This is a genomic window from Bacteroides clarus YIT 12056, from assembly GCF_900129655.1.
Lineage (GTDB): Bacteria > Bacteroidota > Bacteroidia > Bacteroidales > Bacteroidaceae > Bacteroides > Bacteroides clarus.
Genome location: NZ_FQWK01000006.1, coordinates 116,743 through 139,943, shown reverse-complemented (window position 1 = coordinate 139,943; position 23,201 = coordinate 116,743). Strand labels below are relative to the sequence as shown.

26 protein-coding genes are annotated in these 23,201 nt (G+C 33.4%); all 26 read right to left on the bottom strand.

Features of this window, described 5'->3' with window-relative positions; translation table 11 throughout:
- Positions 1-112: 112 nt before the first annotated feature.
- Complete coding sequence (gene gmd, locus BUB52_RS12155) at positions 113-1,195, bottom strand: GDP-mannose 4,6-dehydratase (protein WP_009120687.1); 1,083 nt, start codon at positions 1,193-1,195, stop codon at positions 113-115.
- Between the two features lie 12 nt (positions 1,196-1,207).
- Entirely contained in the window at positions 1,208-1,927 is a 720-nt protein-coding gene (locus BUB52_RS12150) for a WecB/TagA/CpsF family glycosyltransferase (protein ID WP_009120688.1), read from the bottom strand.
- A 181-nt stretch (positions 1,928-2,108) separates the two neighbouring features.
- Positions 2,109-3,209 (bottom strand): GDP-L-fucose synthase family protein, encoded by a 1,101-nt coding sequence (locus BUB52_RS12145; protein ID WP_009120689.1) that lies wholly within the window; start codon positions 3,207-3,209, stop codon positions 2,109-2,111.
- A gap of 84 nt (positions 3,210-3,293) precedes the next feature.
- Positions 3,294-3,623 carry a cupin domain-containing protein gene (locus BUB52_RS12140; protein ID WP_009120690.1) on the bottom strand — a complete coding sequence of 110 codons (330 nt, stop codon included), beginning with the start codon at positions 3,621-3,623 and terminating at the stop codon, positions 3,294-3,296.
- Between the two features lie 7 nt (positions 3,624-3,630).
- Entirely contained in the window at positions 3,631-4,731 is a 1,101-nt protein-coding gene (locus BUB52_RS12135; RefSeq protein WP_009120691.1) for a glycosyltransferase, read from the bottom strand.
- A 91-nt stretch (positions 4,732-4,822) separates the two neighbouring features.
- Positions 4,823-5,761 (bottom strand): DUF6625 family protein, encoded by a 939-nt coding sequence (locus BUB52_RS12130; RefSeq protein WP_254302434.1) that lies wholly within the window; start codon positions 5,759-5,761, stop codon positions 4,823-4,825.
- A complete protein-coding gene (locus tag BUB52_RS12125; protein ID WP_009120693.1) occupies positions 5,751-6,830 on the bottom strand; it encodes a glycosyltransferase family 4 protein in 1,080 nt (359 codons plus the stop codon). The genes BUB52_RS12130 and BUB52_RS12125 overlap by 11 nt, the downstream gene beginning before the upstream one ends.
- A 13-nt stretch (positions 6,831-6,843) precedes the next feature.
- Positions 6,844-7,938, bottom strand: coding sequence for a glycosyltransferase family 4 protein (locus tag BUB52_RS12120; RefSeq protein ID WP_039950217.1), 1,095 nt, complete (start codon positions 7,936-7,938; stop codon positions 6,844-6,846).
- 15 nt (positions 7,939-7,953) lie between these two features.
- Positions 7,954-9,045 (bottom strand): glycosyltransferase family 4 protein, encoded by a 1,092-nt coding sequence (locus tag BUB52_RS12115; protein WP_009120695.1) that lies wholly within the window; start codon positions 9,043-9,045, stop codon positions 7,954-7,956.
- 9 nt (positions 9,046-9,054) lie between these two features.
- Positions 9,055-9,486, bottom strand: coding sequence for an acyltransferase (locus tag BUB52_RS12110; RefSeq protein WP_225982407.1), 432 nt, complete (start codon positions 9,484-9,486; stop codon positions 9,055-9,057).
- A gap of 98 nt (positions 9,487-9,584) precedes the next feature.
- Entirely contained in the window at positions 9,585-10,316 is a 732-nt protein-coding gene (locus BUB52_RS12105; RefSeq protein WP_009120697.1) for a glycosyltransferase family 32 protein, read from the bottom strand.
- Positions 10,313-11,149, bottom strand: a complete 837-nt coding sequence (locus BUB52_RS12100) for a glycosyltransferase family 8 protein (RefSeq protein ID WP_009120698.1) — start codon at positions 11,147-11,149, stop codon at positions 10,313-10,315. The genes BUB52_RS12105 and BUB52_RS12100 overlap by 4 nt, the downstream gene beginning before the upstream one ends.
- Positions 11,150-11,167: 18 nt before the next feature.
- Positions 11,168-12,166 carry a DUF6625 family protein gene (locus tag BUB52_RS12095; RefSeq protein WP_009120699.1) on the bottom strand — a complete coding sequence of 333 codons (999 nt, stop codon included), beginning with the start codon at positions 12,164-12,166 and terminating at the stop codon, positions 11,168-11,170.
- A 338-nt stretch (positions 12,167-12,504) separates the two neighbouring features.
- Complete coding sequence (locus BUB52_RS12090) at positions 12,505-13,356, bottom strand: glycosyltransferase family 2 protein (protein WP_009120700.1); 852 nt, start codon at positions 13,354-13,356, stop codon at positions 12,505-12,507.
- A gap of 10 nt (positions 13,357-13,366) precedes the next feature.
- Positions 13,367-13,810: a hypothetical protein gene (locus BUB52_RS15900; RefSeq protein ID WP_254795048.1), complete on the bottom strand. Its 444-nt coding sequence runs from the start codon at positions 13,808-13,810 to the stop codon at positions 13,367-13,369.
- Positions 13,811-13,899: 89 nt separating this feature from the next.
- Positions 13,900-14,196, bottom strand: a complete 297-nt coding sequence (locus BUB52_RS15895) for a hypothetical protein (protein WP_254795047.1) — start codon at positions 14,194-14,196, stop codon at positions 13,900-13,902.
- Positions 14,193-15,341 (bottom strand): NAD-dependent epimerase/dehydratase family protein, encoded by a 1,149-nt coding sequence (locus tag BUB52_RS12080; RefSeq protein ID WP_009120703.1) that lies wholly within the window; start codon positions 15,339-15,341, stop codon positions 14,193-14,195. The genes BUB52_RS15895 and BUB52_RS12080 overlap by 4 nt, the downstream gene beginning before the upstream one ends.
- 1 nt (position 15,342) lies before the next feature.
- Positions 15,343-15,918 (bottom strand): hypothetical protein, encoded by a 576-nt coding sequence (locus BUB52_RS16000; RefSeq protein WP_394363704.1) that lies wholly within the window; start codon positions 15,916-15,918, stop codon positions 15,343-15,345.
- Positions 15,869-16,321, bottom strand: coding sequence for an acyltransferase family protein (locus BUB52_RS15630; protein WP_073212666.1), 453 nt, complete (start codon positions 16,319-16,321; stop codon positions 15,869-15,871). The genes BUB52_RS16000 and BUB52_RS15630 overlap by 50 nt, the downstream gene beginning before the upstream one ends.
- A 3-nt stretch (positions 16,322-16,324) precedes the next feature.
- Positions 16,325-16,918, bottom strand: a complete 594-nt coding sequence (locus tag BUB52_RS12065) for a serine acetyltransferase (protein ID WP_050792270.1) — start codon at positions 16,916-16,918, stop codon at positions 16,325-16,327.
- 7 nt (positions 16,919-16,925) lie between these two features.
- Complete coding sequence (locus BUB52_RS12060; RefSeq protein ID WP_254302437.1) at positions 16,926-17,924, bottom strand: glycosyltransferase family protein; 999 nt, start codon at positions 17,922-17,924, stop codon at positions 16,926-16,928.
- 89 nt (positions 17,925-18,013) lie between these two features.
- Complete coding sequence (locus BUB52_RS12055; RefSeq protein WP_009120708.1) at positions 18,014-18,997, bottom strand: hypothetical protein; 984 nt, start codon at positions 18,995-18,997, stop codon at positions 18,014-18,016.
- 4 nt (positions 18,998-19,001) lie between these two features.
- Entirely contained in the window at positions 19,002-19,601 is a 600-nt protein-coding gene (locus tag BUB52_RS12050; RefSeq protein ID WP_009120709.1) for an acyltransferase, read from the bottom strand.
- Between the two features lie 29 nt (positions 19,602-19,630).
- Positions 19,631-20,728: a polysaccharide pyruvyl transferase family protein gene (locus BUB52_RS12045; RefSeq protein WP_009120710.1), complete on the bottom strand. Its 1,098-nt coding sequence runs from the start codon at positions 20,726-20,728 to the stop codon at positions 19,631-19,633.
- Positions 20,725-21,678, bottom strand: coding sequence for an FAD-binding protein (locus BUB52_RS12040; protein ID WP_009120711.1), 954 nt, complete (start codon positions 21,676-21,678; stop codon positions 20,725-20,727). The genes BUB52_RS12045 and BUB52_RS12040 overlap by 4 nt, the downstream gene beginning before the upstream one ends.
- The gene (locus BUB52_RS12035; RefSeq protein ID WP_039950223.1) at positions 21,656-23,200 is read right to left on the bottom strand and encodes an MATE family efflux transporter; all 1,545 of its coding nucleotides are present in this window, start codon (positions 23,198-23,200) and stop codon (positions 21,656-21,658) included. Before BUB52_RS12035 ends, BUB52_RS12040 begins: the two co-directional genes overlap by 23 nt.
- Position 23,201 lies beyond the last annotated feature (1 nt).

The window sequence follows — 23,201 nt, the reverse complement described above, 5'->3', positions numbered from 1 at the left end:
TTGCCTGTCACATAGGTAATGGTTTCACAGACAGACAAATTGAAGAAAATGAAAAACGACACAAATGTATACATTCTGTTTGTACAAAACAAGGAAAATGAGAAAAATGTATTTATTCTTCCATTTGTGCTTTCAGATACAATTTCTTTGCGAACTTCATATCATGAGCTACCATGATTCTTACAAGTTCGGGGAAGCTCGTTTTTGTAGGATTCCAGCCCAGCAATGTCTTTGCTTTGGTCGGATCACCCAATAACTGTTCCACTTCACATGGACGGAAATATTTCGGATCTACTTCCACCAACGCTTTGCCGGTTTTCACATCGATACCCTTTTCATTCACGCCTTCACCTTCCCAGCGCAGTTCTATACCGGCTTCTTTAAAAGCAAGGGTGGCAAATTCGCGCACTGTATGCATTTCACCGGTGGCAATCACGAAATCTTCCGGTTTGTCATGTTGCAGGATAAGCCACATACATTCCACATAATCTTTGGCGTAACCCCAGTCACGACGTGCATCCAGATTTCCTAAATACAACTTGTCCTGGAATCCTTGCGCTATGCGTGCGGCTGCCAGTGTAATTTTGCGAGTTACGAATGTTTCGCCGCGGCGTTCGCTCTCATGGTTGAAGAGAATACCGTTTACTGCATACATGTCGTAACTCTCGCGGTAGTTCTTCGTAATCCAGAATCCGTACTGCTTGGCCACACCGTACGGACTGCGCGGGTAGAAAGGAGTGGTCTCTTTTTGCGGCACTTCCTGCACTTTACCGAACAGTTCCGAGGTAGAAGCCTGATAAATTCTTGTCTTCTTCTCCATACCCAGAATTCGTACGGCTTCCAGCATACGCAGTGTACCTACCGCATCGGCTTCCGCCGTATATTCGGGTACATCGAAAGACACTTTTACATGGCTCTGCGCGGCGAGGTTGTATATTTCATCCGGTTGTACCTGCTGGATGATGCGAATCAACGAACTGCTGTCTGTCATATCTCCGTAGTGCAGATTTACCAGACGGTCTTTCTTCATGTCACGTACCCATTCGTCCAGATACAGATGCTCTATACGTCCTGTATTGAAAGAAGACGAACGGCGCAGTATACCGTGAACTTCATAACCTTTTTCAATCAAAAACTCGGCGAGGAACGAACCGTCCTGTCCGGTGATACCGGAAATCAGTGCTACTTTTTTCATTTTGTGTATTTATTAATTTGATATTTTTTCTTTTAATAAGTATCCTAAAAAGAGGGTATTGCCTATGATATACCTTTTCCACATTCTTTTGGGCTCCTTTATCAGGCGGTACAGCCATTCCAGACTATGCTCCTGCCACCACAATGGAGCGCGTTGTATGTTTTCAGCGAAGAAGTCGAATACGGCGCCTATGGTACCTATCGTACCGTTTACATTCAGCTCTTTCAGATGAGTGTATGCCCATTTTTCCTGCTTGGGAGCGGTCATACCTACCCATAGTAAATCCGGATTTACACGGTTTACGGCTTCTATCATCTGTTGGTTGTCTTTTTCGGAGAATTCAGCTTTGTAGGGTGGGGAATAGGTTTCGACTTGAATGTTAGGATATAGCCTGACGGCTTTTACTTTGATTTTCCTTAATGTGTCATCATTGCTGCCCAAAAAGAAACAGGTACCGCCTTTCCGGTTTAATTTATTCATTTCGTGCAGAAATAAATCCCAGCCGGCAATTCTTTCTATCTTTTTATGTCTTAAAAACTTAAAGGCCAATACAATGCTTGCACCATCGGGAATCAAGGCGTCACCTTTCAGTAATGCTTCGGCAAATGCCGTATCTCTCTGAGCTGTATTATACGAGTGAGCATTGATTGTATTTATCAGCAATTTGCCTTTAGGCAACGCATCAAGCTCACTTCTGCAGCCCAGAAGCGAAACTGTTCTTAATTTCAACATGTATATTGGAAAAATGTGTTTACCGTGGAGTACGCTACGCTATTGCCTGTCACACAGAAGGTAAATAGGACAGACACTAATATTTAAGTATGATTTATGCGGCAAAATTAAGTCAAATGTATATTATAAGCAAGAAAAAATGTGAAAATGTATATATTTATCGGTAATCGTATTATCTGGCTCAGTTTGTTTTATGGTTGATACAGATACCTTTCAGATACCATTCATACAGTCTGTGAATACCTTCGTCTATTTCCACTTTATGGTGCCAGCCTAAATTGTGTAATTTGGTTACATCCGTCAGTTTGCGCAGCGTACCGTCCGGTTTGCTTGTATCCCATCTTAATTCGCCCTTAAATTCTATTTCAGCCATAATCTTCTCGGCCACTTCCTTGATGCTGAGTTCCTTTCCGGTTCCTACGTTGATGTGGCAGTTACGTATTTCTTTTGTTTCCGGATTATAAGTATCCTTGAAATCAACATTCAGTAATACGTGTACGCTGGCATCCGCCATTTCCTCACTCCATAGGAATTCACGCAGCGGAGTTCCTGTACCCCACAGCGTCACAGCTTCTTGTGTAATTCCGAATTTTGCCAGTTTCGCTACTATTTCTTCATTGGTATAACTTCCGTCCACACCTTCTACCGGGCGCAAATCAATGTCTTTCCTTACCGCATCCCAATTACCTTCGTTCAGGCATTTGGCTAAATAAATCTTACGTATCATGGCAGGCAGCACATGGCTGTTTTCCAAATGGAAATTATCATTCGGACCGTATAGGTTGGTTGGCATCACCGCTATGTAATTCGTTCCGTATTGCAGGTTGAAACTTTCGCACATCTTCAGTCCGGCTATTTTTGCAATCGCATACGGTTCATTGGTATATTCCAATGGAGAAGTCAGTAATACGTCCTCTTTCATCGGTTGCGGAGCTTCACGCGGGTAGATGCAGGTACTTCCCAAAAAGAGTAGCTTTTTCACACCATGTCGGAAACTCTCACCTATAACATTCTGTTGTATCTGCAAGTTCTGATAAATGAAATCCGCCCGGTATTGCAGGTTGGCCATGATTCCCCCTACATGGGCGGCGGCAAGTACCACAGCGTCCGGTTTTTCTTCGTCAAAAAAACTTTTTACGGCCACTTCGTCCAGCAAGTCCAGCTCCTTGTGCGAACGGCCTACCAGGTTTGTATATTCTCTTTGCAACAGGTTATTCCAAATAGCCGAACCTACCAGTCCGTGGTGACCGGCTATAAAAATCTTAGCGTTTTTCTCTAACATATCTAATACCGATTCTATATATTGATTATTTTATTTCTACGTTATTGGGCAGTTAAACATAGTCTATCTGCCTTGGCTTTTATATCAATGAACAGCACAACCTATAGTTATGATTTCAATATCCGTAATTGCTTTTAAAGCGTGCAGGGTATTAGTCGGTATGCTGATAAAGTCTCCACTGCTACATGCTATCTGTTCCTTGCCAACTGTCATCATTGCATCTCCTTTTTGAAACAGGAAGAATTCTTCCATGGTGGGGTGTAGGTGCTCTTCTGCTACTTCTCCGGCTTTTAGCTGGGTTACGGCAATTTGGGTGAGATCTGTATTGGTATCTTTGTTGGTTAGTAAAATATATTTTTGTCCGATGTGATGAGTGGTTACACAAGGGTGTATATCAAATAATCTTTTTTTCACTGAAATGTTACGCTGTGATTATACAATCTTCTAAAATATTTTTTATTCGTACTTCGAATTTGTCTAGAGTGAATTCGTTAAGAAACTTTTTTCTTCCTGCTTTTCCCATGTTGGCACATTGCTGGGGATGTTCCATTAAATATTCTATTTTTTCAGCAATTATTTTGGGCGAATGCTTTTCTATTATATATCCGGTTTTCTCATTTTCTATAATGGAAGGAATACCGCCTTCATTAGTGCTGATACAAGGAAGGCCTTGTTCCATTGCTTCTAACAATACCAATGGGAAACATTCGTTATTGTAATAGGTTGGGAATACAAATACATCAGTTTTTTGTAGGAATACATCTTTCTCATTACCGTATTTAGCTCCATGAGCAAATACGTATTCTGTGAGTTCCCTTTTGTTAATTTCATCTGTAAACTGTTCTTCTTTGATATCACTCCATTTGCCTACAAAATGGCATTTTATAGGTTTCCCTTTTTTCTTTAATATCGTACATGCCTCTAATAAATCCCACACACCCTTTTCTTTCATCATATTTGATAGAAATAGAATGTTGAATTCTTTTTGAGGAACTATAGGCAGATTTTCGTGAATAGGTATTCCGTTAGGGCAAATATAGACATCTTTATACTTTACATATTTCTTTATGTCTTGATATAAATTCTCTGATAACAGAATAACTTTCAGATTTTTGAAGAACATTTTGTATAATAAGTTATCAAAACATCTGTTTTGTCTTGTTGCAACGCCTTTGTTATGGTAGTGAACAATTACGTTTTGTCGCATTATTTTTAAGAGCATAACTACAAGAAAATCTTTGTAGAATGCACCACCTTTTGCATTAGGGGTCACGTAACATTGTTGTGGTTTTATAGATTTTATTAGTAGTCTGACCTGTTTCAGCTGTTTATAGAAATCTTTCAGCTTTCTCATGCCACCTTTTCCTATGTCGTTTAGGTCTTTTGCTAATGCAAGATTTAAATAGTGACAGTCAAAAGTGTTATTTATTACTTCACTATCATGTATGTATTTTCCCACCATAGATGCACCATGTACAGGTGGAGGTAGATGGAGAATAAATAAAATCTTTTTATTTTTCATACTTTATAGTGTGGATATATACCAATATGGCGTAGCAATCTTAGAAGAATAGGTATTATAGGCTTTGATTTTACTTTTTTGTATAATAATTTTACCCCCCCCTATGCGTATTTCCTATCTGTTTACTCATTACTATATTATGTTGGTATTGCTTTAATATACTATTTTGTGTGTTATAAATACATTCTTGGAACATTTGGAGTGGTAGAAACATTTCATTGTATAGTAGAAAAGAATCTAGTTGTTGTGTAATAATATTTATTTTTCTCTTTTGTAAATGGCAATATGCATATTCTTGTGTATTTTCTATTCCGCTTGGTGAAATTGAATAAGCAAAAATATGACCATTTTCATATTTTGCAATAATAGGATAATTACAGAAACGTATGAACATCGGACTATGGCGTTTTTTTATATCAGGAGGAGTTACATCCAGTACTTTTCTGTACAACCAATCATATTGTGATGTTTCTTTTATATTTAAATATTTTCGGATATTTGTAGCTCCCCATTCATCAAAAATTAGATTTTTCTTTGTTGTTCTAACTTCGTTAAAAGAAAAAGAAGGCATTGAAGAGTTTGTATATAAAAAACATTTTTTCAAAAAGTCAGTATTTTTACAAATCGTAAATGCGCCACCACCACCTATTACATCATATTTTTCAATAGAGTTCTCATTGATAATAAGTTGTAGATTTCCCCAAATAATATCAGGGTCACACCATCCCCAATAATCATAATTGCAAACGATATCTTCAAATATGAGGCCGTAAGCTGGCTTATAATCACATAATTTATAAGGGGATGACAATGAAACCTTCTTTTTAGTTTTTTCTTGTAGCCGTTGCTTTATTTCATTTAATGAGATCTTTTTTAAATGGATATTTTCTGGTAGTTGATAAGAAAAGTCACTATCTGTAATGATATAGAAGTCTATGAACGAATTGTGCGATGCACTATTTATCCATAGATGAAAATAGTTTGGAAATACTCCGTAATAAGGCAAAATCAAACAAATTCTATATTTCATGCTTTTTGTATATTTGTTCATATTCATATTGCATTTTCTCAATAGAGAAATTTGTTTTCGCATACTCGTATGCTATATTCACATATTCTTCATAATGTGTTGTGTTTTCAAGTGATAAGATTAATTGGACAAAATCAGTAACATTATTGTTATTTACTTTCAAAGGCCATTTCTCCGGAAGTGTATCTTTTAAACCGGGGCAGTTATTGATAATGGTTGGTGTGTGTGCTAAACTTGCTTCGATAGGCATCAAAGCAAGCCCTTCGTGATTTGAGGGCATAAATAAATAATCAAAATCTCCTATATATTGATTCAATCCAAAAATCTTATCATAAAAAGATACATTAGTTAATGCTCCTAAAGCTTTATGCACTTTTCCTTTCATAGAGCCATTACCTACTATGTGAAAATAAAACTTGGAATTATATTTTAATGCATTTACAACTTCTATAAGTTGATCTACTCCTTTTTGGTATTCTAATCTTCCGGCAAATAAAATATTTATTTTGTTTGCTATGATATATTCGAATTTATTTTGTTTGACAGATTGTAGCCCATTGAATATAATTTGTGGTATTTCTCCATAAATTTGCTTATAACATAGTTGTGTCGATTGGCTGATAGCTATGTTTGCATGTCTTTTCTTGAAAAAAGCTTCAACTTTACAGCCTATTTGAGGCCATTGATTCCATAATTCTGTATTGTGGATTGTGCGGACATATTTTGTGCCTGGGAATATCCACCCAAACATTTTATACCATAAATATATACTTAGGTCTGGTATTTCTGTATGTGTATGGATTATTTGCGGTTTCCATTTAAACGATAGATATATGAACCATAAAGGAAACAATATTATTGCAATTTTATTGTTTGTAATATGCGAACGATGGAAACAAATGCCGCAGTCATGTAATTCTTTAATAAAAGATTGACTGAATTCTCCATTTCCTCGAACAACTTCTACAAGATGATATTCCATCCCTACAGTTGGTGATTTGGCTATGTTAACAGCTACCCTTTCTGCTCCTCCTATATCAAAATGAGTGATAATATGGAATATACGCATATGCCAGTAGTTTTTAGTGTTGTATATAATCCAAAAACTTTTTAGCAGTTGATTCCCATGTAAAATATTCTATGATTTGCTTCCGTGCATTTTGAACTTTTTTATCAGAAAGTATTATTTGGGACATTTCTTCTACCGAATTACACAGAAAACCACTCTCTCCATTTTCAATGATACAGTCAGGGCCGGGTGCGTGTCGTGCTACTACTGTTACATTATGATACATCGCTTCAAGAATAGCCATTCCAAATATTTCATTGGGATTAAAGTTTATTACATAATCGGCAACTTCATAATATGCATGAACTTTTTCATTTGGAATTTTACCAACAAACAATATATTGCTATATATATCGTTCGATTTTAATTTTTTCATATATTCCTCTGTTTGCATCCAGGGTGCTCCCGCATGTACTAATAAGTATTTATCTCCTAATACTTCTCCTAAAGGGAATATATCCATGGGATGTTTGTCCGGTCTTAATGCACATACTAGGAATATAATAATTTTATTGTGAGGCAGTCCTAATTCATTCTTTAGTAAACTTTTGGGCTTTATTGTCGGCGGAATGATGTCTATATCTAATCCAACCGGTGCCCATTCTGCACTCGTTACGCCTTTCTGTTTCAATTCATTTACTACAGCCGGGGTTTTGCAAAATACTTTGGTTTTTCTGAATGCAGTAAAATTCCTGTTGCTAAGTTTGTCCATTATCCATCGTGAAATGGCCTTAGGAGATGAACTGTGCACAGTACCTACATAACAATAATGTTTCCAACCATGACTTAAACAAAAATTTACAGCTTCCGGTACACAAAGTAAATTGTCACTTTGTAGATGATATATGTCAATGTTAAGTGAAGATAATAAGGATAAATTCGGCCAAATATGGTGAACCAATCTCATTCGATATGGTAAATATACTTTTTTGATGTTTGGAGTTATATTTACTTTAGTATTACAGCGTTCATCTTTGGATGATACCCAATATACGATAGTGGTTTGATGTCCCATTTGCTCCAATGCTTTAGCTAATCCTATTTCTTGACTATTGTAGCTACCATTGGTCCACTCCCCATAATCTAAGTGAATATATCCGATATTCATAAGCTTGTTTTCTATTTAAATTTGGATAATTTTTTGAGTAACAGTATCCCAATTTAGACTTTGTAAATATACAGATGCCTTTTTCTTTTCTTTTATATAAAAATCAGGATGTATTAAGAAATACTCCATTTGTTTCATCAATGAATCAGCATCTCCTGGAGTACTGAAAAGTCCCAAGTTACCATTGTCCATTTGCTCTTTTAATCCACCGGTATTGCTGGCAATAATCGGTACTCCATACTCTAAAGCAATAGGAATAACGCCTGATTGACTGGCATCTAAATAGGGTAACACTAAAATTGTATTAGGTACGCTGAAATAATCATCTATTTCGGTATCTGCAATATACCGGTTGATAATTTTTACTTGTGGAAGTTCTTTGAAAATTGCATGATATTTACTAAAATCCCCACTTCCTGCTACTGTCAATGAAATATTAGAGTAGGATTGTGTGAGTTTTTTATAAGCTTCAGCTAAGATGAATAGACCTTTATACTCTTCAATACGTCCGAAAAAGAGGAAATTAATATTTTTACAGTCGGTTAGGGGAGTGATTGTGCTTTGCTTATAAATGCTCATCCTTCCATGTGGCATATAATGAATATGCTCTTTGCTATAACCAAATCGTTTTTCTACGATTGGAATAAAGCTTTGTGTAAGAACAATGATATCACTTGCAGCTTTAATATAATGGGTCGTCAGCCATCTTTCCAACAATCCAACGCCTGAATGATGTATTGGATCATGGCAGATTACTATCTTTTTTGTTGCTTTGAAACACTTAAATATAGTTGTGCTCCAAGGATGATAAAATGTGCTGATGATATAATCGAAAGTTTGGTTTTGAAATTTTCTTGTTAATGTGTGTCTTTTTATTAAAAAGAAGTCTATAGTAGTTTGAACAGCTGTTTTGCGTGTCCCTGTTTCTATAAAGGTAATACTTTTAAAGGCTTTCTCATTCTCCCAATCCTTTTTATTAGAAATTTTAGAAGAAAGTAATGCATGGACTTCACAACCGTTTTGGGCTAATCCACGAGCCATTTCTAAGGTAAATACGGGTCCGGCTCCTTCTTTAAATAAAAATGTGATAAGAATTTTTTTTTGCATATTATTAGTTTATCTAAACCAAGGGTTCCAACGTTGTTGATAAAGTCCTGTTAAATCTCTTTGTCTTATATATTTTGCTGGTACTCCAGAATAAAATCCATCAATTTGATATTCACCCTTTTTTACTGTACTCCCTGCTCCGATTAAGCATGATGTTTTTAAATATGTTCCCGGTAGTAAGATAGAGCGTGCACCTATCCAAACATTATCTTCTATGTGTATAGGCATTTCAAAAAAATCAAAGGTAGGGGATTGTGCATTATGGGATCCTGTGATTAAAAGAGTATATATGCTAATTGATACATTATCATGAATAGTAATTCCACCACGAGCATCTAAATGACATCTTTCATTAATAATTGAATTCTTACCGATTTTTATTTTCCAAGGTTTAATGATTATTGTCCCCATTAATATTCGAGAACCTTTACCTATTTTCATTCCTGCTAGTTGATAGCATAATTTACGTATATGCCAACATGGTATATAACACACAACATAATTTAATATAATATATATGAAATCAAGAACGAAATTTTTCATAGTTTCAAGTAACTTTTAATTTTTTGTAATCCTGTATGCACATATATCCATTTACTTAATTTGTAATACCAAGTTTTTCGTCTGTTTAGCTTTTTTTTTGCATTGTCAGGTAACCAAGAACCGGAGAACAAGTGTATACAGTATGTATTTACTGTTTTATTCCAGTTTCCAAAAAAATCCATTGGACAAAAATATTCTCTTGGATAGATATGCATTCCTGCAATTATCTGTTCTTTTCCTCCAAGTTGCATACCTTTTTGGACAAGCCTTTGTGTTATATCTATAACATTTGCTTCATTCTTGTTGATAATTTCCATTGTAAAATCCTGATTATAATATTGCATACATTCTTTGATAAAAGGATGTTTTGGTTTCGCAGCAATTACACATGATGCAATAACATTCCCTTTTACATCTTCGAATCCAATGAAACCTTCGTCTTCAAGTAGCGGGTTAAATGATTTTAATATCTTTATATCTGTATCTAAATAAATTCCACCATATTCATAAAGGGCTTTCAGTCTAACATAGTCGGAAACAAAAGCATATTTTCTAAGTTCATATGCATGTTTAGTCCATAGGGTACTATTTATATCGAACGAATCTTCATTCCATAAGTTGATTTTATATTGGGGTAACTTTTTTTCCCATGTGGCTAAGCATTTTTTCACTAGTGGTGGATAGTCTTCTTTGCCAAACCAACAAATATGTATTATTTGAGGAATCATATTCTTCTTCCTTCCTTTGATACTAGAGTGAGTTGATATATACGATATAATCTGTGTAAAATCAAAAGTTTGATAACTTTTGTTTTTTTATTTAGATGCCATAACAACTTGAAGTATAGATTGTCTGTTTTATATGGAAATTTAATACTCCAGGGCTTTTCCATAACATAATGAACTAATATTGGTTTTTCTTCTCTCATATAATTAGGGTTTATTTCTGCAACACTAATCATGTAATTGTATATTTTAGGAATGGGGCTTATGACTTTTTTGTATTTTATGTTTAAAAAATCTTGATCAGGAAATATTAATTTCTCTTTCAAAGAAAATATCTCGTTTAAAAGGCTGTTCTCATCGTCCATTTCTCTTAGTTGTTTAAGGTTTAAGAGTAATACTCCTGAATTGAAATAAGTTGTGATACCTTCAGTTGAGAGTCGTTTACAAGCATCTTGATTATCATTTTCTACTGCTGCAATAATACACGGGTATTTATATAATTCTGATAAGTTTCCTGTACATATAATATCCCCATCTAAATATAGAATTTTTTCCACATCTTTTAGTATGTAGCAAGCAAATAGTCTAAAATATATTTCTATACTCCAATTTATTCCATTTACAGGAAGAGAGTCTATTTTGACATTGAATTTATGAAATGAAATCAAATGTCCAAATTTTTTTGTGTAGTTAGTAAGTTCCTTTTGGTTCTTTAGTGAAAGGTTAGAATAGATAAAATAGAAATGATGACATCCGGGATTGTATGTTATTAGTGAATAAATAAGTACTTTTATAGTCTCACAATATTGATTATTGATGCAAAAAAGGAAGTTCATGATAAATTGAATTTAGGATTAGTATAATTCATATTTTATATGTCGGTTTTCTCCTTTTATATACATTATAAAACGTCTGAAAGCGACTTTTGTGTGAAATCTTATTTCATCGAAGTTAAGACAAGCATGAATAATACGTTTTAATTTATTAGGGTGAATTGTTTTTTCTTTAGTGACAATTGTTGGATTAGCATCTATAGCATTACAGAATAAATTAGGTTTTATGTAAAATGAATCGTAATTGCTAATTTGGATTTCCATTTTTCTTTTTTGTAAGTGTAAATAGGCAAATTCTTTTTTGTTATTTCCTTTTTTATCACATTCATATAGATGTCCGGATTCATAATGAAAAAACATAGGACATTCTTTATTCCAGTTAGTGGTAAAATCATACTTTGTTGGTAATATATCTGCAAACTCTTTTTCATTTAGATATTGACTATATTGGTTTTCTTTCCATATATCCCACATGCCACCACGTTCATCAAACATCTTTACTCCTTTGACTTTAAATACTTCCTTATAATTATATGAAACTAAATTGTGTTCAGTTTTCCATCTGTAATTAATATCATTGTTGTTTTTGTATATGCATAAATGACCATGCTGATAAATTCGATCATATAAATTTAATTTTTCATTAGTTAAGAAAGAGTTTAAGTCTCCAAAAATAACATCAGAGTCGCAATAGCCCCAGTGAGAATAATCATTTAAATATTCATTAAATATGCAACCATACAAAGGCTTATAATCTACAATTTTGTACGGATTGGTTAACGCAGGTGTAAAACCAATTTCATTTTCTATTTTATTTCTTATTTCTTGGAATTGGTATTGTATATAGATAATATTTTTGTATTGACTTTTTCGAGGAGAATCTGTAAAAATAAGAAAGTCAATATCTTTATTTTTAGATGCAGAATATTCCCATAAAGTGAAATAATTAGGAAAACTTCCCCAATATGGTAAAATAAGTGCTATTTTATAGATTGCTTCTTTAGAGGATACTTTTTTCATTTTAGATTTTGGATTTGTAATTAGTTTTTTATAAATACTAAATTAGTTTTATATTAATGTAAATACTTAGGGTTGTAAAATATAATATTTAATGTGTTCTAAACTTTTGATTTATCAAGAATATCTGTTATAACAATAGCTACATTGCCAATCATTATATTGTTTTCAATAATGATATTGCCAATTACTTTAGCTTCTGAGGCTATCTCAAAATGAAGCGTTAAATAAAGGTTTTTTACCTCCCTACTTGTTAATATATGCTAATCTGCTTAAATCAGATGAGACTTTTGCATTCTTTCCACTTCATAGTTTTGAGATATGTATTCTTACTAATTATTTTATTTTTTATATTTTATCCAAATATTCGGAAATAAGCATCGCAGATGAATTGTTATAAAATGGAAAATAGCTGTTCTTAATCCATAGTGTTGATTCTCTAAATGAAATATTTCCATAGGAGGCATTCCATTGGGGCGATGCATAAGTTTCCAACGTCTTTTTAAAGGAATTTCCGGATCACACCACGCATCAATATGTTCATGTAAGTCACATTCGCCAAGTGGATGTCCGACTTGCCATAGTTTAATTCCTATTTTACGAGCGCGTAAGCCATAGTCGAAATCACCGCGAGCATGTGTGTAGTAAGAGGATAGAGTCCCCAATTTTTCGTATACGTTGTGTGGAACCAATACAATGTTTCCATTCATCATGACTACTCGTACAGGACTATCATCAGAGGATGGACGTGCTACATTTCCAGTTTCATCTCTCCCACCATACGTTAATTTACTTCGTGTTTGAGTGTCTAATGTAGAACCAAGAATGATAGCTTTGTCTTCTTTTGATTGGCTTACACGTAGCAAAGATGCAATGCAGTCTTCATAGATGAAAGTGTCATCGTTCATCCAAAGATAATAATCATATTTCTGTCCACTTCGACTCTTTTCTTCAGCCATTTTCCATGCTTCTATCATGCCACGATTCCAAAATACTCCATCTACAGTTTTTATGTTGACATAAGGAAATTGTGCTTTTATGGTTTCTACTGTTCCGTCAGTAGAACCACCGTCTACTATATAAATGTCGAGTTTGGTATCAGTAGGTAGCGACTGTGCTTCTATATTCTGTAAGCACTTTATGGTTTTTTCCTTACGGTTAAATACAGTCAAAAGTATGGCTATATATTTCATATTATAACTGTTAAAGGGAAATATATTTTGATTTTATTCTATGGTATATATATCGTATAAACCATTTAAGATTCAAATGAGGTGATTTGTGTAGGAAAATTATAGATTTATACTTATCATTTGGATGTACTGGAACTTTATAGGTATAGAATGGCGATTTATAGGTTTCAGGATGCTTTCCGCGTTGACTGATGTCTCGATGGGGAGAAATTTTATATTTCTTGCAAAGTAATGAAAAAATGCTTTGATCTTCACGATGAGCAACGAATGACTCCCCGAAATCTGTTGTAGGAATATCAAATTTTCCTAATCCTGCTGGTGATAACAATTCGAAATCACAACATAGTGATAGCCATTCTTCCATAAATTTACGCATGGTAGGAGTCACAAGAAAGCAGAAATAAGTTGCGATGATTTGATTACTTGTTTTATACATTTTTTCCGTAAGTCCCATCTTTTCAAAGCATGCTGGTTTCGTAAAACAAGACTCAAGTAATGGAATATCGCAAACAAATAGAGGCTGTGTATCGGAAAGATTTGTAATTATTCCTTCCCCCCCCCCCCCCCTATAAAGAAAGAGCCTGAATCACAGTAAAATATAATGTCTCCATCAGTGCAATCAGATAAGACCTTATTTACAAAATAAGGTTTCCAAAGCCACAAACCGTTTCCTCTCTTTTGTGACAGAATGTCGTGATGTAGTTTAGCAAATGATTGGTCTATGTCATTAGGAGTATATTCATATACTTTATCAAACTTAGCAATATACCTGCCCGTTAATGTGTTCCATTTGCGGGCAGGTTCGTATTGTTTATCTGCGTAATTTATTAGGATTTTCATTTATATAGTCCTTTTTCTTTCATTTCCTGAATGGAGGCGTCATACATATCTTTTTGTATGTTCTGTGTGTTTACCCATTTACAGAATTCACCAATTCCATCAGAGAAATTCCATTTGGGTTCATAACCCAAGATCTTACGTGCTAATGTTATATCTGCATAGTTATGTCTGATGTCTCCTAAACGATAATTTCCTGATATTGTGATGGGAACTTTAATATTGTATTTTTCACACAATGTATTTGCTACTGTAAGAACATCAGTGCTGACCCCTGTGCCGATATTGAAGGCGTGACCAGTAGCCTCTTTAGTTTCAAGGCCTAAGATAGTTGCGTCTACTACATCTTCAATAAATACAAAATCTCTTGTTTCTTTTCCATCTTCGAAGATATTGATCCCATTACCATTTTTTATTCTGGTTGAGAATATGGATAAAATTCCTGTATATGGATTGGAGAGTGATTGTCCTGGTCCGTATACATTTTGATATCTGTATGAAACAGCATCAATGCCGATGGAAGGACATACTAAATGTACCAATTGGCCTTGCACTTGTTTAGTTATGCCATATACAGAAGTGGGGTGTATTTTAGAGTCTTCGGTAGTTGCTACTAATTGTAGTTTTCCGGCATTAGGATAAGTACATTCAAATTCTCCTTTACTCATATTCTCGTCCAAACGTTCTTCTGGATAAACATCTTTTCCCAATATTGGGCTATAGTATTTACCTTCTCCATAAATGGCACGACTTTCGGCTACAATCACACGCTTAATATTATGTTTGGTATTGGTCAAAACATCTAACATTAACGCTGTTCCACCGATATTGGTGGTTACATATTTTTCTATTTCATACATAGACTGTCCCGTACCAGTTTCGGCAGCTAAGTGTATAATGGCCTCTTGCCCCTCAATAGCTTTTAGCCAGTCTTTTCGTGATGTAACGCTTCCTTTGATGAACTTGACTTTATCTTTTATAGAAAGATAAAGAGGGGATGTCTCTTCTGGTTTTTTTCCGTGTATTTGTTCGGATAGCGAATCTAATACAGTAACGTTAACTCCTTTACTAGCTAACTTTGATGCAATGTTAGAGCCAATAAAACCAGCCCCACCTGTAATTAGGACATTTTTAAATGTAAGTTTCATGTTAATTAGTATTTTTACTTTTTCCTATTATCCATGGAAAGTAGTTGTGGATGAACTGAATGATAGGAATAAAAATGATAATAATAAATAATGCATATAACATTGTTATCCCTAAATTATTCGTTTTGTATATCTCATTGAAAAATATTATAAATAAGTAATGAAATCCTAATATCAATATTGTGCCTTGAGATATTGTCTTGTTCCATTTAAAAGATAAGTTATTGAGATAAGTTGTAACTAGAAACAGCATATATATACCTAAAACGGCATTAATATAAAAAAGTATAATGTTATTACCATAGTTATGAGCATAACATTGCACATATCCATTATGCTGGCTCAAAAGTATTAACAAGCTGAATATTATTATTATGCAAAGTAAACGATTGACTTTTTTTGTATACTTCTCTATAATATGTATATTTTTTCGACAAAAGATACCTAATATGAAAAGAGGAGCTACACTAAAACAATTTAAAAATGCTATATTAGGTAATTTTAAGTTGTTTAATATTACAGCTATGCTAATGCAAGAGAAGATAATAAAGAAAAGTGTTTTCTTTTTGTAAGGTATAAAAAATAAACTTATTCTGAGAATTAATAATGTGTAAATGAACCAAGTAGGTCGAGTTATGGCACAAACAGACATTTTTTCCTTGATTAGCACCAATTAATACCCCTAATAAAGGGGTTAGAACAGATTGTTCCCAAGAGAAAGATGAACTAAAACAAATAACAAAAATAAGAGAAATACAGTTGATAAATAAATATGGAATGATTAAGGAATGGAGATTTTTTATTAAAAAAGCTGCAAAATTGTTTTGTTGATAAAAAAGAAATCCGCTGATAAAAAAGAATAGAGGAACACTGAAAGAATATATAAAATTTGTTCCTGGGGCTGGGAACATATGACCTAAAACAATAAGGTATATACCACTTGTTTTCATAAAATCAATATAATTCAATCTTTCTTTCATATATCATTTATGTAATCTTATTAGTTTAGTACTTTCTGTTCCATTCATGCTAATTATTTTTGCCGGCATCCCTGCTACTACACTATTTGCCGGCATATTATGTGTTACTACAGCATTGGCACCCACAAATACATTGTCTCCAAGAGTGACAGAGCCTAATATTTTACTTCCAGGTCCTAGTACACAATTATCACCGATAGAGGGTACTCCAGCATTACTACCTCCTATTTTCAAGGCTGTTGTTACACCATGAAATATGGTGCAATTGCGTCCTATTTGAGTCGCTCCATTTATGATAATACATGAAAAATGATTAAAACTTAATCCTCCTTTGACTGGTGTACCTAATGGCATTTGAATTCCGAATTTGAACATATAATGCCGATGCATTATCCATGAAAACATATAGATGGGAATCAATTTTTTATTTCCTTTTGACCAACTGCCCAACCTAAACCAAAAACAAAATTTGAATGAGTTATTAGTTATTAAATACCTTAGGATATATAAATATTCAGATAGTTTCCCATGTGGTTGCTGTGTTAGTACTTTATGAAAATCTTCGTAGATTAATTGGCGGCACGTTTTGAAATTCATACTGACATTATTTTGTGATTTGGATAAAATCATTCACTATATAAGAAGCGGTGGTTTGTGCATTATATTCTTTTTCAGTCAGTTTTTTTGCATGTTTGCCCATTTCTGCTACGATTTCCGGATGTTGTTTGAGGTAAATGATTTTTTCTTTCCATGTTTTAACATCGTAAGGTTCTATCAAATAGCCAATGCCTTCTTTTTCTAAATCTATATGTATATCAGGGTTATGTGTCATTAAAATTGGAATATGGTATGGTAATGCTTCCACCACATTTGTGTATCCTACTCCGTATTTCCTTTTTTCACAGGGAATAGCTAATATAGATGCTTGTCCTTGCTGCTGCATAATGTATTCATATTCATTATCAATATGTAAGTCTTCCATAAAGGTAAACTTTATGTATTGACTGTTTTTGAATTTTTCTGCTACTTTGATATTGCTTTCGTGACGGCGGGTAATGATGTGGCAATTGGTTCGAGTTTGTTCGCAAGCCTCGCTGAGTGTTTGGTAGTCTCGGCTATCTTTTCCTGTTGCCATTACTAAAAAATTGTCTTTTTGAGGTTTAAGATATTTCTGATACCATTCTATTTCAGCTCCTCTACTTAGTGTTGTTATTTGGTGAACTTTTACAATATTGTGGGTGAGTGCATGATGTGTGTGGTTATCAAACATCATATAGATTTTGTCTATCCCTTTCCAATAAAAGAATTTGGTACACCAGTTTTTGATTGTATTAGAGTATTCTTTACAGTAGGTGTATTTCCATGCAACGATTTTACATTTCAGAATTCCAATTCTCTTTAGAACTACCAACTTGTTGAGTCCTTGTAGGTTATCTAAATATAGAATATCCGGGTTGATATTTTTGATTACCTTTACTAAGGTAATTAGAGCCTGAATACTATTTTTTCTTGGTAGAGATAATGGATTTAATAAATGTACATCGATTAAATCGCTGTTCATTATACTTTTTATATAATATGCAAAATTATCAGGCTTATTCAAAATAAATTCCTTGTTATACCTAGTGATGTATAATACCTTATATTGACTGGCCATACTATGAAAATAAAAAATATTGTGATTAAATCTATTTACCAATAACAAGCCCCTTCCACATTATTGGCATTAAGAGGCTTTTCCGTATTTGCAGGGGAAGTCCAAAACTCATTCATCAGATTATTGTAATAATTTTCTGTGATAAAAGGAAATAATTTCATTCCATAGGTGGGGTTGGTCCATCGCTTTCCTTTTATTCCAAAGAGCAATTGTAAAGCCCCTCCTAAGTGAACCGCTTTTTTTCCGCTACGTTTTATATGAGCTGCCAAAGGAAAACCGTATGCACCACATCCAATTAATGCAATATCATAATCTCGTTTGTCGATTTCATCTTTCATATATTGTAATGCATCGAACCATGTGTTGAAAGAACTTTGTCCTCCAATACTTTGAACAGCCTGAAGTGTTTCTAATTGGAATTCTGGTAATATATTTGGATTTTTGAATAATAATGTCCTTCTTTGTTCATATTGTTGTTGTATTGTTTTTGCAAAAGGATGTACAACTAATATTTTTTTCCCTTTTAATACACGTGTCCAAGGAGTTTGGGTATGGAATGGTTCTAACAGTAGAAGTTGCACTGCTTTTACTGTATTTACGTTAACTAACCTACGCTCTTCCAAACGCCATGAACCAAGAATATCTATTTGTTTAGAATCTTCAATCATTAACTCTCCAAACTTTTCTAAATTCTGTTCTGTCAACGGGAAAAAGCCTGCATTATTTTGCATATTTTGGATTCCAACATTATTCCACCAAAATTGAGGTGATTTGTCCGTAACGTATTTCCAAATATTGTGTTTGAATTTTTTTATTCCCAAATAGTTGTTTACACATAAAATTTCTACACTACCATATCTTGCAATCATACATGGGGCATCTGATTTCAATTGTTGATATATAATGTCGGACGCTTTATCTGGATCCGTTATTCTGTTGAGAGGTTTTAGATACTGCCCATAGCGGTCAACATAGAGCCGATGTGTTCCGCGTAGAATTTTATCTATTAAAAAGTTCATTGTTCTATAATGTTTTACCTATATATGTTTCTTGGTGTTTTTTTAGAATATTTAATGGTAATCGTTCGGTTTCAGGATAAAGATTTAACTCGTGTTCTACAATATCTTCGGGGCTAAGTACAAACTTAATAACTCTTGCAGGATTTCCTATAACAATAGAATATGGGGGAGTGCTTTTACGTACTATAGTCCCTGCACCGATAATACATCCTCGTCCTATTACAACTCCGCTTAATAATGTAACATTTGCACAGATTAATGCATCTTCTTCTACAATAACATCTTTTTCTATATCTGCAAGCCTATATTTTATAGAATCATTAAAAAAACGCCCTTTAACATAGTGATGGTTACCTGTGACAACTGTTAGATTTTGTGCAGCAGTTGAATTTCTTTTCATTATAAATTTGCCTGTTGTATTCAATACTGTAGTAAAAGCTTTTATGGATGTATTGTCTTCAAGAAAGATATTGGATGGATTATGAAACATAAGAGGATATTCTATATAGATGTTTTTTCCATGTCCTCCTAATTTTTGTGGACGACTATCGTAAAAAAGTCGCTTTATAGCACCTAGAGCTATCTTAATTTGTGCAAAATCCATATGTAATCTTGTTTTATTAAATATATTTTTTAATTATTCTCTAGCAGTGCCTTTTTAAGCCATTCAATAGACTCGTTTCTTTTTTCTGCTATAGCTATTGAACATTTTTGATAATCAATGTTTTTATTATTCTTAAGTAATTCATTTAGTTCTTGTGCACTTGAAATGATTCGTTTCCTTTGTCCTATTATATCTAATAAAGATTCTATTCGTTCCATTCGTGTACCATGTCGTATTACCACAAAATCCTTTTGAAAATTGATAGAAAAAGCAACGCCATGAAAAGAACTAGTAATAATAAAGGACGCATATTTAAATAAATTAATAAACTCTTTAGGACCAGCTGCTTGAATAAATTTATCAAACTTATAGGGAGTTGTTGTACTCACAGATATGGCAACTATGGGTAATTGTAAAGATGAACGTAAGTTTTTTATTATTTGGTGACAATTTTCACTTTTGTCAAATCCATAATAAAGAATATATTTGCCTTTAATAATAGGTTTGGGGGAAATAAGTTTCGACCATTGTTTTGCCGTAAGTAAAAGCGTTGGGTCTAAGACCAATGTAGCATCTTGTCCTGTTGCTTGTTTAATTAGGCTTACCCCTCCTGTTTCTCGAGTACTTAGTTTGTTAAACTTGGAGAGTAATTGTTGTAATTGTGGATAAACAGATTGGGAAATATTGGAATTTCCGAAACTTGAAGCGTAAGATATGCATTTTTCACCTTTTGGAACAAAATCAAGAAAGTAATAATATTGCTTATCTACTTTGTGTTCAAGGTTCCATACTTGGTCACTGCCCACTAAGTGAATGTCGTATTTGGGTGGATTCTTATATATATCGTTGATACTTTTATATTTTTTAGATAATGACATGGATTTGTGAAAATCTCTAAATCGTTTGCTTTTTATCCATATTAATGGATTTGTAAGTGCATATAAATTCTTTATAATTGCTTTTAAAGAAGTATTATTGGTCAAATATGCATTTAGTTTTTCATGTGGGGAATCATTCACAATTTCTGCTTCAATATCAAAACTCTTTATTATATATTGAGTGGCAAATGCTTGTAGCATTGCTCCAAAATTATATGCTGCATGTATAGTATAAATTCCAATTTTCATTTTCGTATTTCTATTTCAAGTTTTAATTGATTTCCTGCTAATTTTTGCATATAGTTTAAGTATTCCATAAAATCTTCTTCTTTGGTGTCTTTTTTCCAACAAAATCTATTTAAACTATCACAATGATTCGCTAAAGAAGGTTTCCCTAGAAATAAAAAATCAAGAAATGTATTAAATCTGTTGTTGTGAGTAAATAGTTTGAGAGGTTGGTTGATAATCTTTTTAGTAAAAATAGCCAGTTTATGTCGTTTTCCTATTTCTCTGAGAGTACTTGAAACAAAGATGCTTCCTAAGCTTTTATGTTTACCATCTATATAACTTTTTCGAAAAGTATTAACAGTTTTTATTTTAGTTTGAATGTTCTCTATAGTATCTTTATTTGTTATATCCAGTTCAACACACAAAACAATGCCCTTTTCTAAATTCTTTTTTAAGACACTATTTCTGGTGGTGTATTTAAGTTCTGTATTGTTTAAATCAATGGTATGACCTTGTGGAGTAAGAAGCTTCACTTTTTTTACAACATTCGAAATGCTTGAGTTAAATGCTCCGCTATTGTTAATGGCAGCAGCTCCAATGGTACCAGGTATCCCAATAAAGCCTTCATACCCAGTTATGCCCTCTGATGATAATTTTCGCGCTATTTTGGTAAGGCTATAGCCACATTCAACCCATATTGTTTCATCGCTTTTTTCAATATCTTTGAGTTTTGTTGTAACTATAATAATGTCTCTTTGATAATTATTAGATAGATAAGTGTTGGTTATTCCTCCTAAAATATCAAATGACAGTTTGCTATTGATGATTTTTAGGTATATTGTTTTTAGTTGTTCTATTTTTTTAGGATATACAATAAGTGGCAATATACCCATTTGATTCATACCGGTAAATTCGGATAATGGAATATGCTCCTTGTATGGAATTTGATTATTTTTTAAAAATGTAATCATTTCTTTTTATTATATTATTGATCAACGATAACATTAGTTGTTTCTCTTTTTGATTTAATCCTATTGTGTAAAATGATATTCCAAAAGAAATACAACAAGCACTACTTACTATGATAAAACGAAGAAAAGATTCTTCAAACTCCCAAAGTGGAAGTAGACCTATAAAGAGTGTAATAGATGAAATAATAAGGCAAGGCTTTATAACATCTTCTATGAATTGACTTATTTTTAAATTACAGAGTTTTTTCATAAAATAAATAGAAGAAATAAACAATAAAATCACCATAATAATAAGAACGACATAGATGGTATATATTGGAGCACCCCAGTAGTATAGTAAGCTGGTAAGTGGTAACATAAAAATCATAATTATAGATGTCATAAGATTACTATTTTTGTTCTTTCCTGTTGCTCCTATTGCAGTGTTAAAAGTTATAGTTAATTGGGTAATAGATAGTCGTAGAAGAATTAATCGGCAAAATAGTACAGCATATTCAGGTGGCTCTTTTAGCCATATTTTGAGAATGAATGGCATTTCGATGCAAAATGGAATAGCAAAAAAAATCATGATAAGATATGAAAATTTATTTCCAGCTAAAGTAGCCTCTAACATCTTTTCTCTATTATTTGCTCCTTCATTTTTTACAATTATGGGGTTTAAGGCTGTAAGCATGGTTCTAGAAAATACCATTATTTGTCCTGAAAGTTGATTAGCTATGCCTTGTGCTGCATTTGCCAATACACCCCAAAATGAATTGAGTACGATTGATACTCCTTGCATTGTTAAAATACTAGCAATGCTACTTGCCAAATTCCAGCCAGCAAATGAAACCATTTCTTTCATTAATTTTTTATTCCAATGAGTGTATGGAGCGATAATACATTCTTCATAATGCTTGTGGCAATATATACGCATAATGGTAAGCATAATCAGAGGGATACAGGCCATAAGTACACCATAGATAATTAATTTATCACTACTAGTATACATACAAACAATAGCTACCAATAATTTGAGGGGGGCTTCAATAAATCCCATAACCGCATAATATTTCATGTTTTCATGAGCGTTCATTACAGCATTGTATGGAACTGTCATAACTGTGAATATAGTACTGATGATCAAGCTTCCATAAATGACCTTTGCAGCAAATTCTTTTTCGGTTGGAATGTTGAATATGCCATTAAAGAAAAAATGCCCAGCTACTATTAATGCAAATCCTACAATTATTGCAAGAATGAGATGAAGAATAAAGCTGACATTGAAAATTTTTTTTTGCTTTTCTTTGTTTCCTTCTCCTTCGGAATAAGACATAAAACGCTGAGTTGCATCTGCCATTGCTGCATTTAGGAAGCCAAGCATCCCAATGGCTCCACCTACAATATTGAAAATACCAAAATCTGAAGCTCCAAGAGAATTTAGTATTATTCGGGTGGTATAAAGTGAGATGAACATTGTAATGCCCATCCTTGCGTAAAGATAGCAAGTGTTTTTCAGTACTCTATTGGCAGTTCCTGACATA